The organism is Kribbella monticola (assembly GCF_003261635.1).
Lineage (GTDB): Bacteria > Actinomycetota > Actinomycetes > Propionibacteriales > Kribbellaceae > Kribbella > Kribbella monticola.
This window is the reverse complement of sequence record NZ_QFXK01000009.1, coordinates 58,553-73,419: the sequence shown is the minus strand read 5'-3', so window position 1 is coordinate 73,419 and position 14,867 is coordinate 58,553. Positions and strand designations below refer to the sequence as shown.

13 protein-coding genes are annotated in these 14,867 nt (G+C 68.7%); 5 read left to right on the top strand and 8 right to left on the bottom strand.

Going from position 1 to position 14,867, the window contains the following annotated elements; genetic code table 11:
- Positions 1–52: 52 nt before the first annotated feature.
- Entirely contained in the window at positions 53–925 is an 873-nt protein-coding gene (locus DIZ26_RS04020; RefSeq protein ID WP_112237835.1) for a glycosyltransferase family 2 protein, read from the bottom strand.
- Between the two features lie 25 nt (positions 926–950).
- Positions 951–1,850 carry a glycosyltransferase family 2 protein gene (locus DIZ26_RS04015; RefSeq protein WP_112237833.1) on the bottom strand — a complete coding sequence of 300 codons (900 nt, stop codon included), beginning with the start codon at positions 1,848–1,850 and terminating at the stop codon, positions 951–953.
- Between the two features lie 108 nt (positions 1,851–1,958).
- Here DIZ26_RS04015 and DIZ26_RS04010 point away from each other — a divergent pair, with 108 nt between their 5' ends.
- Positions 1,959–3,029, top strand: coding sequence for an NAD-dependent epimerase/dehydratase family protein (locus DIZ26_RS04010; RefSeq protein ID WP_232828133.1), 1,071 nt, complete (start codon positions 1,959–1,961; stop codon positions 3,027–3,029).
- 2 nt (positions 3,030–3,031) lie between these two features.
- Here DIZ26_RS04010 and DIZ26_RS04005 read toward each other — a convergent pair whose 3' ends face one another.
- A complete protein-coding gene (locus DIZ26_RS04005; protein ID WP_232828132.1) occupies positions 3,032–3,658 on the bottom strand; it encodes a flavin reductase family protein in 627 nt (208 codons plus the stop codon).
- 218 nt (positions 3,659–3,876) lie between these two features.
- Here DIZ26_RS04005 and rph point away from each other — a divergent pair, with 218 nt between their 5' ends.
- Positions 3,877–6,498: a rifamycin-inactivating phosphotransferase gene (gene rph, locus DIZ26_RS04000; RefSeq protein WP_112237829.1), complete on the top strand. Its 2,622-nt coding sequence runs from the start codon at positions 3,877–3,879 to the stop codon at positions 6,496–6,498.
- 104 nt (positions 6,499–6,602) lie between these two features.
- On the opposite strand, the gene DIZ26_RS03995 is transcribed toward rph, so the two are convergent.
- Positions 6,603–7,892: an FAD-binding oxidoreductase gene (locus DIZ26_RS03995; RefSeq protein WP_112237827.1), complete on the bottom strand. Its 1,290-nt coding sequence runs from the start codon at positions 7,890–7,892 to the stop codon at positions 6,603–6,605.
- Between the two features lie 109 nt (positions 7,893–8,001).
- The gene (locus DIZ26_RS03990) at positions 8,002–8,751 is read right to left on the bottom strand and encodes a ZIP family metal transporter (protein WP_112237825.1); all 750 of its coding nucleotides are present in this window, start codon (positions 8,749–8,751) and stop codon (positions 8,002–8,004) included.
- A gap of 184 nt (positions 8,752–8,935) precedes the next feature.
- Between DIZ26_RS03990 and DIZ26_RS03985 the strand changes: the two genes are divergently transcribed.
- The gene (locus tag DIZ26_RS03985) at positions 8,936–9,910 is read left to right on the top strand and encodes a LysR family transcriptional regulator (RefSeq protein ID WP_232828131.1); all 975 of its coding nucleotides are present in this window, start codon (positions 8,936–8,938) and stop codon (positions 9,908–9,910) included.
- 91 nt (positions 9,911–10,001) lie between these two features.
- Positions 10,002–10,820, top strand: a complete 819-nt coding sequence (locus DIZ26_RS03980; protein ID WP_112237823.1) for an LLM class flavin-dependent oxidoreductase — start codon at positions 10,002–10,004, stop codon at positions 10,818–10,820.
- A 78-nt stretch (positions 10,821–10,898) separates the two neighbouring features.
- On the opposite strand, the gene DIZ26_RS03975 is transcribed toward DIZ26_RS03980, so the two are convergent.
- Complete coding sequence (locus DIZ26_RS03975) at positions 10,899–11,744, bottom strand: helix-turn-helix transcriptional regulator (protein ID WP_112237820.1); 846 nt, start codon at positions 11,742–11,744, stop codon at positions 10,899–10,901.
- Between the two features lie 102 nt (positions 11,745–11,846).
- On the opposite strand from DIZ26_RS03975, the gene DIZ26_RS03970 reads away from it, so the two are divergent.
- Positions 11,847–12,791, top strand: a complete 945-nt coding sequence (locus DIZ26_RS03970) for an SDR family NAD(P)-dependent oxidoreductase (protein ID WP_112237818.1) — start codon at positions 11,847–11,849, stop codon at positions 12,789–12,791.
- 15 nt (positions 12,792–12,806) lie between these two features.
- Here DIZ26_RS03970 and DIZ26_RS03965 read toward each other — a convergent pair whose 3' ends face one another.
- A complete protein-coding gene (locus DIZ26_RS03965) occupies positions 12,807–13,769 on the bottom strand; it encodes an Acg family FMN-binding oxidoreductase (RefSeq protein WP_112237816.1) in 963 nt (320 codons plus the stop codon).
- 4 nt (positions 13,770–13,773) lie between these two features.
- A complete protein-coding gene (locus tag DIZ26_RS03960; protein ID WP_112237814.1) occupies positions 13,774–14,835 on the bottom strand; it encodes an alcohol dehydrogenase catalytic domain-containing protein in 1,062 nt (353 codons plus the stop codon).
- Positions 14,836–14,867: the final 32 nt, after the last annotated feature.

The following is a 14,867-nucleotide window of genomic DNA, read 5'->3' as shown; positions in this document are numbered from 1 at the left end:
GCGCAGTCTTCGTTGCTCGGCGCCCCTGTTCGGCGTCACGAAAGAATGCCTCTCAGCGCTGGAAGGCTCCGGCGGACTGCCAGGTTTCCAGCAGGGTGAGGCGGTGTTCGAGGTCGGGCGGGATCGGGCGGCGTGCGGCCAATGCGGCCGGGAGTCGTGGTACGGCGGTCAGGACGGCGCGCAGGCCGGCGGTGCCGGAGCGTGAGGCACGTAGCGCCTGACGCAGGACGACCGACAAGGGTCGGCGCATCGTTGCTGTCAGCAACCGATTGCGCAGGATCAGCACGTCGCGATCGCGGGCTTTGCCGCGCGACAATGACGGATGATGGTGGACGACGAGGTCCGGCTCGTAGCAGAGCTCCCACCCGCCGGCCGCCAGGTCGAGTGCAAGCCGCTCCTCCTCCCCGCCGAAGAAAACGACCGGATCGTAGCCCTGCGAGATAAGGAAGGCGTCCCGCCGGACCACCGCGGCACACGCGACGAAGCCCAAGATCGGTTTAGCGTACCCGCCCGGCTCGGGGCGCAAGGGCGAGTTCGCCATCAGGTCGCAGACCGGATCTGGTCTGTTCTCCGGACCGAGCAGGATCCGCGCCGCGAGCAGACCGATTTCCGGTTGCTTGTCGAGGATGCGGGCGGCCGTGTCGAGGGCGCCCGGTTCCCACCAGGAGTCGTCATCGGCGAACGCGACGTACGGCGTGGTGGCCAGCGCGACCCCCAGGTTTCGCGCCGTCGCGCCGTGGTTGCTGCCGAGCCGGACCACCCGGACGGCCGGATGGACGTGCTCGACCGCATCGGCCGTCCCGTCGGTCGATCCGTTGTCGATCAGGATGACCGGCGACGGATGGTGACCGAGCGTCTGCAACAGCTCGGACTTCCGGTTGCGGCTCACCACCACGACAGTGACGAGGCCCTCGCCGTCGCCCATCGGCACTCCTTTCACGGTCGTATCGTCACGAGACGTACCTGCGCGCCTTGCTGGTGAGTTGCATGTGATCGAGCAACCGGTAGCCCCGCTCGACCTCGGCGGGCACGACGTTGCGCTCGCGGAGAACCCACGGCAGACCTCGAAGCGCCTCGGCAACGGCGTACAGGCTGATCCGGTCGCGCGGTACGCGAGCCAGATGCCGGGCGGTTCGGACGAGCGCACTGCGCAGGGGCCTGCGGAGCCAGGTGAACCACAAGGTGTTGCGAATGCCGTGCCGTCGGCGCAGGTGGGGATCGCGAAGCTTCGACGCCTGGTGGTGGGCGACCACCTCCGACACGTAGGACATGGCCCAGCCTGCGCGAGCCAGGTCGGAGGCGAGAAGTTCTTCTTCTCCGCCGAGCCAGAGGCGAGCCGAGAAACCACCCGCCGCCACGAACGCCTCCCGCCGTACGACGGATACCCCCGCGAGGAAGCTCAGCAACGGATGGCCAGGGATGCCGGCAGGTCGCCTCAGCGGGCTCTGCGCCATCTCGCTGCAGATCGCATCGAGAGTGCCGCCGGGCTCGACCAGGATCGACGCGGTGACCACTGCGAGCGTCGGGTGCTCGTCCAGCAGGTCCGCCGCCAACGAGAGCGCGCCCGGTTCGTAGTACGTATCGTCGTCACAGAACGCGACATAAGGCGTATCCACCGTCGCGACACCGATGTTGCGGCCGACGGCTCCGAGGTTGCGTTCCAGGCTGATCAGCCTGATTCGCGGGTGCCGGCTGAGGACCATGTCGGCCGTGCCGTCCGCGGATCCGTTGTCGACCACGACGACACAGGGCTGTTCCGGCAGCCGTTCCAGCCGGTGAAGGGCCGCGTCGAGCTCATCGCGTCTGTTGTAGGTGATCACCACCACCGAGACGCGCCGATCCGGTCCCACCGTGCCCCTCCCTTCGCCCCAACTTGCCGGCGTCGAGCGTCCGCCGGGTACCCAGCGGGACTCGCCGGAAACCGGTTGAGACCGGTCTCTGCGGGGAACTGGCGCCAGATGGGGATGCGAGTTGTTGTCACCGGTGCCAGCGGCAACGTCGGCAGTGCCTTGATCCGTCGGCTGCGCGCGGACGGCGAGCACGACGTCGTCGGGTTGGCTCGGCGGATCCCTGACTACGCGTCGATCGACGGACCCCGGTGGATCTCGGTCGACCTGACCGACCCGGACGGCGGATCGGCCCTTCGGCAGGCGTTCCGCGGCGCGGACGCGGTGGTGCATCTGGCGTGGGCGTTCCAGCCGTCCCACCAGGTCGACTATTTGGAGGCTGTGGGTGTCGGCGGGACCCAGCGGGTCCTCGACGCTTGTACGGCGGCCGCGGTCGGCCACGTCGTACACATGTCTTCCGTGGGCGCCTACTCACCCAAACGGGACACTGCTCCGGTCACGGAGGACTGGCCGGTCGACGGCGTACCGACGTCGTCGTACAGCCGTCACAAGGCAGCAGCCGAGAAGCTCCTCGACGCGTTCGAGCGATCGGCGGATGTGCCCGTGCTGACGCGGTTGCGCCCCGGCATCATCGGCCAGCGCGCGGCTGGTAGCGCGCTACTCCGGTACGGCGTTCCCGTTCTGGTGCCGGCGAAGACTCTCGGCGCGGTCCCGGTGCTGCCGTTCCCCGACGGGATGACGATCGCGATGGTGCACGCCGACGATGTCGCCGACGCGATCGTCCGCGTCCTGGACCGGCGAGCAGCCGGAGCGTTCAACCTGGCCGCGGCGGAGCCGGCCTCGGCAGCGACCATCGCAGAGGCACTCGGCGCGCGCTGGATCCCAACGCCTGCCCGCGTACTACGTGCAGCAATGGCGGCCGCCTGGCACCTGCGTCTGCAGGCCGTGTCCCCGGGCTGGCTCGACCTGGGTTGCGCCGCGCCGGCCCTGGACAGCTCCCGGGCAGCGCGCGAGCTCGGTTGGTCACCGACTTTCGACGCACTCGACGTACTGCGCGAGACCGTCGACGGGATGAGCCACGCAGCCGCCGGCGCCACGCCCGTACTGCGACGCCGCACCGTCCTCGCCGAACTGTCCGCCTTGACCACCAAAGGCCCGATCAGCCACCGCCACCAACCCTGAGCTCAGTCTGCGAGCACCTGCAGCGGCGGCATGTCCCAGCCGCGGGCCAGTGACGACGGGTACGCCGGCCGACCCCCGCCGAAGTACTCCGTGAACTTCATGATCAGCGGGTCCCAGCGCAGCGGGTCAATGTGGTTCTGATGCTGCTCCAGCAGCAGGTCCTCCCGGACGTTGACCCGCTCGACCGCCATCTCCAACGCCCGCAGATTCGAGTCGCTGCCGCCTATGCCGTGGATCGCCACGATCCGGCCCTCGAGCGTGATCGGACTCTCCGCCACCGCGTCGAGCTCGACAGCACCACCGGGCTCTCTGGTCAGTCCCCCGGCGGCGAACTTGTCGGGTTCGTACCGGTAGCCGCGGCTTCGCTTGGCCGCCGACATCGTCTCCGATCCGGTCAGCAACGCGATCCGGTCGAGCGCCGCGACCATCGCGGGCTCGACCAGGTTGAGGATGCACTCGGGTCGCTCGACCAGGTTCTTGACCGTCTGCGAGCTACTGCTCATCCCGAGCATCGCGCTGCGATCCAGCCACCAGGCCGACGACATCGGCCCGAGATTCGTGCTGCCGTCGGGATTGCGAGAACTGACCAGCACCACCGGCGTACCGAAGTACAGAACTTTGAGATCCACGACTCGCTTCATACGGCTACAACGGCCCAGCGGCCGGTCATGTGAGGCCGACTGGCTGACAGCCCACCCCTCGGGTCAGTGGGCAACAAAAAAGCAAGGAGAGGAGTCTCCTTGCATTTACAGGTTATAGCGTACTGGTGGGCTTGCGGCAAGGGCGGGGTGATGCTTCATGATGGCCGACCGAACACCTGTTGGCCGTGCAAAAGATGGGGAGTTGGATGCGAGTGAATCCGCAGTACGTGCTGGAACTTCAGGCGCTCGACGCGACGCAGGTGATGGTTGCCGGCGGCAAAGGTGCGCAGCTCGGCGAGCTGTCGCGCATCGAGGGCGTCCGGGTGCCGGCCGGGTTCTGCGTGACGACGGACGCCTTCGAACGGTTCCTGGCGCAGGCTCCGTCGATCGACGACCGGCTCGCCGAGCTGGCGTTGGTTGCCGTGGACAACTTCGAGGCGATTCGCGCGCTGAGTGCGGAGATCCGGCAGACGATCGAAGAGTTCGCCGTGCCCGACGAGGTGGCGGCGGAGGTGACCCGCGCGCTCACCCGGGCCGGTGAGCATTCGCCGTACGCCGTCCGGTCCAGCGCGACCGCGGAAGACCTGCCGACCGCGTCCTTCGCAGGACAGCAGGACACGTACCTGAACGTCGTCGGCGCGGAGGCGATCCTGCAACATGTACGGCGGTGCTGGGCGTCGCTGTTCACCGAGCGCGCCGTGACGTACCGGCTCCGCAACGGCTTCGACCACCACAAGGTCCACATGGCCGTGGTCGTCCAGCAGATGGTCTTCCCGCAGGCGTCGGGCATCCTCTTCACGGCGGATCCCGTCACCGGTAACCGGAAGATCGCCGCGGTGGACGCCGGCTTCGGCCTCGGCGAGGCGCTGGTTTCCGGCCTGGTGAACCCCGACGTGTACAAGGTGCGCGAGGGTGAGGTCGTCGAGAAGACGATCGCCGCCAAGCACCTGGCCGTGCAGCCCGCGGCGGACGGCGGGACGCAGGTCCAGGCGATCGACCCCGACCGGCAGGAGCAGCCGGCGTTGACGGACGAGCAGGTGCTGCGCCTGGTGGAGCTCGGACGGCGGATCGAAGCGCACTTCGGCCGTCCGCAGGACATCGAGTGGTGCCTGGTCGACGACGGTTTCCAGATCGTCCAGAGCCGGCCGATCACCACCTTGTTCCCGATCCCGGAGACGGGTGACCAGAGCAACCACGTGTTCCTCTCCGTCGGTCACCAGCAGATGATGACCGACGCGATGAGGCCGCTCGGTCTATCGGTGTGGAACCTGACGTCCATGGCCCGGATGCTCGAGGCGGGCGGCAGGCTGTTCGTCGACGCCACCCCACGACTGACCTCGCCGGCCGCCCGCACCGCCTTCCTGGATCTCGTCGGCAGAGGCGATCCGCTGATCCGGGATGCGCTGGAAACAGTGCTCGACCGCGGCGATTTCATCCCGACCGTGCCCGACGTTGCTCCCGGCGGCCCGGCGGGCGGCGGAATCGCGATGCCCCGTGGCGCGGCCCCGGCCCCGATCGAAAACGATCCCGCGATCGTCACCGAGCTGATCGAGCGCAGCGAGTCCTCCATCGCGGCCCTGCGCCGCGACATCGCGACGGTGACCGGGCCGGCGGTCTTCGACTTCCTCCTCGAGGCCTTCGAGGAGCACAAGCGGGTGCTCACCGATCCGCTGAGCATGCAGGCGATCATGGCCGGTATGGAGGCCACCTGGTGGCTCAACGACAAACTGCAGGAGTGGCTGGGCGAGAAGAACGCGGCCGACACCCTCACCCTGTCCGCCCCGAACAACATCACCTCGGAGATGGGTCTGGCACTGCTCGACGTCGCCGACGTGATCCGCCCGTACCCGGAGGTGGTGGCGTTCCTCCAGCGCGTCGAGAGCGACGACTTCCTGGCGGAGTTGCCGAAGTACGACGGCGGGACCGCGGCGCGCGATGCGATCGAGGCGTACCTCGACCGGTACGGCATGCGCTGCGCGGGAGAGATCGACATCACCAGGCCACGGTGGAGCGAGCGCCCGACCACGCTCGTGCCGCTGATCCTCGACAACGTGAAGCTCTTCGAGCCGGGTGCCGCCGCGCGCCGGTTCGAGCAGGGGCGGCAGCAGGCCGAGGACAAGCAGCGTGACGTGCTGGAACGCCTGCGGGCGCTGCCCGACGGGGAGCAGAAGGCCGAGGAGACCCAGCGGATGATCGACCGGGTCCGCACCTTCATCGGGTACCGCGAGTACCCGAAGTACAACATCATCAGCCGGTACTACGTGTACAAGCTGGCCTTGTTGCAAGAGGCCGAGCGCCTCGTGCGGGCCGGGGTGCTCCCGGAGAAGGAGGACGTCTTCTACCTCACCTTCCAGGAGTTCCACGACCTCGCTCGCACCGAGCACCTCGACACTCAACTCGTCCAGGAACGCAAGGACGCTTTCGAGATCTACCAGACGCTCACGCCACCCCGAGTCCTCACCTCTGACGGCGAGGCCATCTCGGGCGCGTACCGGCGCGACGACGTACCGGAGGGTGCGCTGGTCGGTCTGCCGGTGTCCGCCGGAACCATCGAAGGCCGGGCCCGCGTCATCCTCGACATGGCGAAGGCCGAACTCGACGAGGGCGACATCCTGGTCACGGCGTTCACGGATCCGAGCTGGTCGCCGCTGTTCGTCGGAATCACGGGCCTGGTGACCGAAGTGGGCGGCACGATGACGCACGGCGCGGTGATCGCCCGCGAGTACGGCCTGCCCGCTGTCGTGGGTGTGGACCAAGCGACCCGGCTGATCCGCGACGGCCAGCGAATCCGCGTCCACGGCACCGACGGCTACGTCGAACTCCTCTGACCGCCAACAGATCGAGGCCTTCCCGGCATTCCCGGGAAGGCCTCGATCGTTCGCTTGCCGGTTGGCACGCGATCTTCTGACGCGCAGGGCTGAAGCGCGGTCTGTTAGGCGCTGGGGCGGATGTTCTGGTTGAGGTGGAAGACGTTGGCCGGGTCGTAGGTGTTCTTGAGTTCGGTGAGCCGCGCGAGTTTGGCCGGCGGGAAGGCGCGGTTGATGCTTTCGCCGTTGAGGGTGTTCAGGTAGGCGCCGCCCGCGTAGGCCTCGAGGGTGGCGGCGTACGCGCGCACGGTGGCGATCTGGTCGCTGTCGTCGGCGGGGTCCTGCCAGCGGGTGGCGGTGACGAACTCGAACTGCGTATCGCGGTGGCTGAAGGCGGCCTCTTCGTCGGCGATGTCGGCGATGGCACCGCCGTAGGCTTGCAGGCTGGCGCCGATGCCTGGGTTGCGCAGCAGTGCGTGGATGGCCTCGTCGGGCAGGGACTTGAAGTAGTGGCCTTTCCAGTACCGGCGGAACCGGTGGCCCTGGACGCTGTCGTCCCGGCTCTGCAGGGTCAGGTACGGCATCTCTTCGATGCTTTCGGCAACGACCGTGCCGAGGGAGCGGAAGGCCTCGATCAAGTCGGAGCAGTCGGCGGGGTCGCCGACCCACACGAACCCTGCGGTGACTTCGGTACCGCGGATGCCGGCGGTGAAGGTGGCCTGGCGGGGTGCAGTGGCATTCAGGTCGCGCCACGCACGCAGTACGGCGAAAGCCTGGTCGGTGCGGTAGGTGAAGTCGGCGACCAGCGTGCGGGTGCCGATGTGGTGCAGGCGGAACTCGAACGAGGTGACGATGCCGAAGTTGCCGCCGCCACCGCGCAGACCCCAGAACAGGTCGGCGTTGTGGGTGGCGGTCGCGGTGACGACGTCGCCGGTCGCGGTGACCAGCTCGTAGGAGACGACGTTGTCGCAGGCCAGGCCGTACTGGCGGGCCAGCCAGCCCATCCCGCCGCCCAGGGTGAGACCGCCGACGCCGGTGTGGGAGACGTTCCCGGCGGTGGTGGCGAGGCCGTGTTGCTGGGCAGCGCGGTCGAGTTCGCCGAGAAGTGCGCCGCCCTGGACATGGGCGAGTCGCTGGTCGGGGTCGATGCGGACCTGGTTCATCGGGGTCAGGTCGATCATCAGACCGGCGTCGGGGACGGCGAGTCCGGCGATGTTGTGGCCACCGCAGCGCACCCCGACCTCCAGATCGCGGGCCGCGGCGAACCGGACGGCCGCGGCGACGTCGGTGGTGCTGTGACAGCGGGCGATCACGGCCGGGCGCCGGTCGATCATCGCGTTCCAGACCGTCCGCGCCTCGTCGTAGCCAGGCTCGCCCGGGTGCAGTAGTTCCAAGGTGAGAGTCGTGGTGGTCATCGGGGTGCTCCTTGCCGGAAGTGGTGGTATCCACCACCCTGGCAGCGAAGCGGTCCTCGGATAAGGTCCAGTTCCCGGACCCGATCCAGGACCAATTCCGGCTCTCTGATCAGAGGCGCTCGGCGGTGAACGACACCATGAAGCCGATGGTCGCGATCAGGCCGGTGTACAGGTGCGTGCGCTCGAACGCCTCGGGGATCATCGTGTCGGCCACCATCGCCAGGATGGCGCCGGCCGCGACCGCGGTGATGACGGCAACCGTCGCCGGCTGAGCCCCTTCCAGGAAGACGACGCCGAGGAGGCCGGCAATGCCGCTGATCACGGCGATGCCTACCCAGACACCGAAGACGTACCGCGCACTGCGTCCGCTGTGCTTCATGCCGGCAGCACTGGACAAGCCTTCGGGAAGGTTCGAGATGAAGATGGCGACCAGGACCGCGACGCCGACACCGTGACCGCCGAGCAAGGACAGCCCCAGCACCACCGACTCCGGGATGCCGTCGAGCAGGGCGCCGATCGCGATCGCCGTACCGCTCCCCTGCTGCTCGGACTCGGACGGCTGCTGGTCCTCCGACCGCTTGCGGTGGCGCGCGCCACGACGGGCGAGTACGACGTTGGCCGCGACGTACACGGCCGCGCCGCCGAGGAACCCGATGACGGTCGGACGAAGGCCGCCGGTCGATTCGGCCTCGTCGACCAGGTCGAAGGCCAGGGCCGAGATGAGCACCCCGGCACCGAACGCCATGATGCTGGCCACGACCTGCCGTGGCACCCGCGCGAACCAGGCGATCGCCGCACCGACAACCAGCGCACCTCCCGCCAGCAGCCCCCACAACCCCGCCTGCAACCAAACCGCCATCAGTCCACCTTTCCCTGGCTCGCCCCAAAGCCTCGCAGAACCCACCACGCAGGCTACGCACCAGCGCGCCCCACGTTCCTTCTCGTTCCGATGTGAGGGCGAGTACGGAATGCTTGCTGATGTCAATAAGCGGGGTGGTATGTGCACTAGCGAGCACATACCACTAGGGCATAGCCTGGTCGCTATGGAGTTGGAACTGCGCCATCTGCGGGTGCTCTGCCGGGTGTCGGACACCGGCAGCGTGTCCAGGGCGGCCGCTGCGCTCGGCGTTTCGCAACCTTCGCTGACCGCTCAGTTACACCGCATCGAGCAGACAATCGGCGGCCCACTCTTCGAACGTGGCCCGTACGGCGTACTCCCGACTCCACTCGGCCGGCATGTCCTGGGTCGCGCGCGGGCCATGCTCGCGGACATGGACGATCTGCTCGGCAGCAGCCGGCGTTATACCGACGCGCCGAGGACCTTGCGGCTCGGGTCGCTGCGAACCGTGATGTTCGGAGCCTGGCTCGCACGACTCGAAGACTTGCTTCCGGAGCGGGAGTTCAGCACCCAGGTCGATGTCTCCTGCGCAACTCTCACCGATCTCCTCGCGGCCGACATCTTGGACGTGGCGATGATCGGGCGTTGTGACGACGACCACGCACCGCCGTGTCCGCCCGGTGTTCGGGAGCAGACGATGGTCCATCCCGAACCCGTCGCGCTGGCGCTACCGCTCAACCATCCCCTGGCCGACCGCACCGACATCACCTTGACGGACCTCGCCGACGATGTCTGGATCTGCCCGCCGGCCGGCAAGGAGGACGGTGACCTCGCCTCACTGCGCGATGCCTGCGAGCGGCTCGGGTTCACTCCGCAGTTCCGCTACTACAACCTCGACGGCACGGAAATCGAGCAGTTGATCGCCGCGGGCCGCGGCATCAGTCTGTGCGCTCCTACGGTCCGCGACATCCCAGGGTCGGTCATCCGCCCGCTCGTCGGCCAACCAATCTCCTGGCGCCGCGTCCTGCGCTACCGGCCCGAGAACATCAACCAGGCCGAGCTCGACCTGATCCACCGCGCCTTCATCGACACCTACCGCACCACCATCGCCGAGAACGCCGAACTCCGCCCCTGGTGGCCGGAACATCCCGACTCCCACCCGACCGTCATCGAACCCTGACCAAATCTGGAATTCCTCGGCGCGGGTTGTCGGATTCCAGGCAGCGGGTTCGTGGAGTGGGCAAAGGAACCAGAGTCGAGGGAGAACCACGATGAGCGACCAGACCGGCCGAGTTACCAGACCTTTCCGCTTCGGTGTCGTCGCGCCGGTCGATTCAGACCTGCCGACCTGGCGAGACCGCGTGCGCCGGATCGCCGACAGCGGCTACTCGACCTTGCTGATGCCCGACGTTCCGACCTGGCAGCCGACGCTTGCTCCCACCTTGGCCACCGCGGCCGCGCTCACCGACCTGCGGATCGGCTCGTGGGTCTACGCCTCCGCGCTGCGCCAGCCGTGGAGCACAGCATGGGAGGCTCACTCGCTGTCGGTACTCACCGAAGGCCGCTTCGAAATGGGCATCGGCGCCGGCCGGCCAGGCATCGAGGTCGAACTGGGGCTGCCAGCCGTCTCCCACGCTGACCGTCGTGCCAGGATGCGCGAGACCGTGACCGCCCTGCGGGAGTTCGACGGCCCCGAGCTGCACACACCGGTCGTCATGGCGGTGAGCGGACCGAAGTCGCAGGCGCTGGCGCTCGAAGTCGCCGACGCGGTCACCTTCGTCCTCCCGGCGGACGACGACCGGGCCGAAACCACGAGCCGGGTCCGCGACTTCGCGGGCGGCCGGGACATCGAACTCGCCCTGCACGTCGCCGCCGTCGGTGACGGTGTGGCTCCGTTCATGGCGGCACCCAACCTCGACACCGCGGCCCTTCGTGCAGCCGATTCCCTTCTCATCCTGCCGAGCGACCCCGCAGCAGCCACCGAAGAAATCCAGCGCCGCCGCGAGGAAATCGGCTTCTCCTACTTCGTCATCGGCGCCGACTTCGCCGAAACCCTCGCCCCCGTCGTAGCCGACCTGGCCGGCCACTAGCCGCCGCTCCCACCGCCGCAGTACGACGTGCTCCGAAGCGGGGCGAGGTCGTCGGGTGTGGCGGGTTGATGGGCGAGGTCACAGCTGTAGCGACTGGGTACCCAGGACGACGGCGAGGTCGAGACGGTCGGCGTCTTCGGTACCGGGCTCGGCGGTGTAAACGGTGATGCGTAAGTCGTCCATGGTGACGAGCAGGGTGTCGCAGTCGAGGGTGATCGGGCCGACCGCCGGGTGGTCGATGGTCTTGCGCCGGGACGGTTCGGCCGGAGGCGGCGGCGCCTCGGCATCCCACAGCTCGGCGAACCGTGGACTGCCGGCGATCAGGTCGGCGATCAAGCGCCGCAGCGCCCGGTCGGCCGGGTAGCGCGAAGCGGTCAGGCGCAGGTCGGCCACGAGCCGGGCCTCGTGCTCAGCTTGCTCCTCTGGGGTGTGCACGACCCTTGAGGGCAGACGGGTGACGTTGCGCCAGACGGCGTTGCGTTCCAGGCCGTGCCAGGTGGTCGTGTCGCCCATGAGCGCGTCGTACGGCGCGTTGGCCAGCACGAGGGTCCAGCTGGCGTCGTAGACGACCACCGGGGTGTGCGAGAGCCGGTCGAGCAGCCGTTGCACGCTTCGAGTGAGCCGGGACGGCACGATGTCCGGGCCGGGTGCGGCGTGTCCGGCGAGCCGGTAGAGCAGGTCGCGTTCAGCGTCGGTCAGGCGCAGCGCCCGGGCCAGTGACTCCACGACCTGCACCGATGGTGCCGTTGCGCGTCCCTGCTCGAGACGGGTCAGGTAGTCGGCCGAGATGCCGGCGAGGGCAGCCAGCTCCTCTCGGCGCAGCCCGGTGGCCCGGCGTCGGCGGCCCACCGGTACGCCGACGGACTCGGGCGCCACCCGGTCGCGCCATCGGCGTACCGTCCGGCCGAACTCCCACGTCTGCACAGGCTCCAGTGTGCGCGAGCCCGCACGGGTTGTCCTGGCCCTGCCAGTCCTACGAAAACCGGACGACTGGTTGCCGCCCGGCAGTTCTCGCAGGCTGCGGGTATGACCGAACCCGGAACTGTTCTGATCACCGGCCCGACCCGCAACCTGGGCCGCCACGCCGCGCTGTCCATGGCGGGCCGCCCGGACGGGCACCGACCTGACCTGCTCCTGGTCGGCCGCGCCGGGCGCGACCTGACGGCGGTCGCCGAAGAGACGCGTGCCCTGGGAGCACGCGTGCACGAGATCGGCTGCGACCTCGCCAGCCTGGCCGACGTCCGTGCCGCTGCTGCCACCGCGCGCGATGCTCTTGCCGCGGGTGCCGTACGACCGCTGCGTGCTCTGGTCGCCAACGCCGGCACCATGTCCCCCGACACCCGGCGCGCCTCAGCTGACGGCTACGAGATGACCTTTGCCGTCAACTACCTCGCTCACGCCCAGCTCATCGGCGACCTGCTCGGCTCGTTCACCGCCCCGGCGCGCGTCGTGCTGCTCGGCTCGAACACCTATCACGCCAACTTCTGGCGCAAGCTCTTGCACGTGCCCGAGGCTGACTGGGCCGACCCTTTCGAGCTAGCCCGCCCGGCCACCGGCGAGCAGGCTCCAGGCATGGCCGCCTCCGGCATCGCGTACTCCAACGCCAAGCTGGCAATCCTGTACTACGCCCACGAACTGCAGCGCCGCGTCGGCGCGGGCATCAACGTGTCGGTGTTCGAACCGGGCTGGATGCCTGGCACCGCACTCGGTCGCGGCGCCCCGAAGGCGCTGCAGGCGATCAGCCGCGCCCTGGGCCGGATTCCGGGCGCCTCGACACCATTGCGCTCAGGCCCCTTGTTGGCCGCAATGGCCCTCGACGACACCTGGGCAGAGCTGCGGGACGGCGCCTTCGTCCTGAAGACCAAGCTGACCGAAGTACAGCCGATCGCTCACAACCCCAGCCGCGAGCACCACCTCTGGGAAGCAACCGCCAACCTGCTGAAACACGCCGGGGAGCACAACCTCAGCTGATCGGCTGGACGCGGTTCAGGACAGCAGGACGTCGGTGATCGGGCGGCGCGGGGTGGCCGGTACGGCGGGGCCGTAGCCGAACCGGATCACGGCCTGGGGGCGGGTCCAGACGCCGAGTGGCTCGTGCAGCAGCCAGCGCAGGTTGTCGTGTTCGATCGCCTGGTTGAGCAACGAGGTGGCGAGCCCGGCAGCCGTTGCCTCCAGCAACAGTCGTTCCATCGCCTGGCCGGCCCGCAGCCATTCCGCCGGGCCGTCGCGCCTGGTGGCCAGAATGGCAAGCTGCGGGGAGCGCTCGAAGGCCGCCGACCGTCTACCGGTATCCGCCGGGGTGGCCGCCAGGTCCCGCACCGGTGCCGCCGGGCGATCGGGGCGGGGACCCAGCGCACTGGACGGCACACCGTCGGCCGACCGCGCACCTCCGACCCAGAGTCGCCGCTCCTGCGAGCGCGCCAAGCTGTAGTCATCCGTCTGGCCGGCGTCAGCTGTTGCCAGATGCAACCAGTTGAGCCGGGCTGCCTGGTCCAGCCATTGCAGCTCGGCGCCTTCCAGGCCCGCGGTCAGGTTGAGCAGCCGGCGCAACTCGGCCGGTACCGGTTGATCGGTGTACGGGAAGCGGTTGGTACGCCGGAGCCAGATCGCCGGCGCCAGCCGATGGAGTTCTTCGGCTTCCGCTCCACCCCTGGACAGCTCGATCTCGGCCACCAGGTCCGGCCGGGCGCGGTCGAGCACCGTCCGCACGATCGTGCCGTACGCCAGGCGGGCCGCCTCCACCCGAAGGTTGAAGACGGCCGCGCCCAGCGAGAGATGGAGCATCCGGCGGTCCGGGTCCTCAGCCGGCAACTCCCGGTCCCGGTCACGATGCACCTCGATCACGCTGCCGGCGAAGCGGAACTTCCACGGCTGGGTGTTGTGCATCGAGGGCGCCGCGACGGCTGCCCGGAGCAGCGCGTCGCGGTCGTGACCGGTGGGTTCGAGCATCGGCTCAGCCCTTGAGATCCTTGGACTCGTCGCTGAACAGCGCCACCTTCAGCGCGCCGGTCTCGCCGGCCCGCGAGAACACGTCGTACGCGTCCTGCATCTCGTCCAGGCCGAACCGGTGCGTGATCAGACCCGGCATCGACAACCGGCCCGCGGCCAGCATCGACAACAACCGCGGCGTGGTCCAGGTGTCGACCAGACCCGTGGTGATCGTCACGTCCTTGATCCACAGGTCTTCCAGATGCAGCGTCGCCGGAGCACCGTGAACACCGACGTTCGCGACCCGGCCACCCGGCCGGATCACCTGCGTGCACAACTCGAAGGTGGCCGGTACGCCGACCGCCTCGATCGCGACCTCGGCGCCCAGACCACCGGTCAGCTCCCTGATCGTCTCGACCACGTCGTCCTCCGGGCCGAATGCCAGGTCGGCGCCGTGGTCCAGCGCGGCCTTCTGCCGGGCCGGGGCGGAATCGATCACGATCACGCTCGACGGGCTGTACAGCTTGCTGGTGGTCACGGCCGCCAGTCCGATCGGCCCGGCCCCGACGATGACGACGGTGTCACCAGGAGTGACCTGCCCGGCCAACGTGCCGACCTCGTACGACGTGGGCAGGATGTCGGCCAGCAACAGGGCCGACTCGTTGCTGACGTTGTCGGGCAGCTTGTAGACCGAGCGGTCCGCGAACGGGACCCGGACCTTCTCGGCCTGCGTGCCGTCGATCAGATGGCCCAGGATCCAGCCGCCACCACCCAGACACTGCCCGTACCGGCCCTTGCGGCAGTACTCACAACGCCCGCAAGAGCTGATGCACGAGATCAGCACCCGGTCCCCCACCACGACGCCCCGGACACCGTCGCCGACAGACAGGATCGTCCCGACCGCCTCGTGCCCCAGGATCCGGCCACGCTCGACGGTCGGAACGTCACCCTTCAAGATGTGCAGATCAGTGCCACAAATCGTGACGGCATCCACCCGCACGATCGCATCCTCAGGGTCCTGGATCACCGGATCCGGCACCTCGTGCCAACTCCGCTGCCCAGGCCCGTTGTAAACAAGCGCCTTCATGGTCGGTCGACCTCCAAGGGTCTGAGGATTTG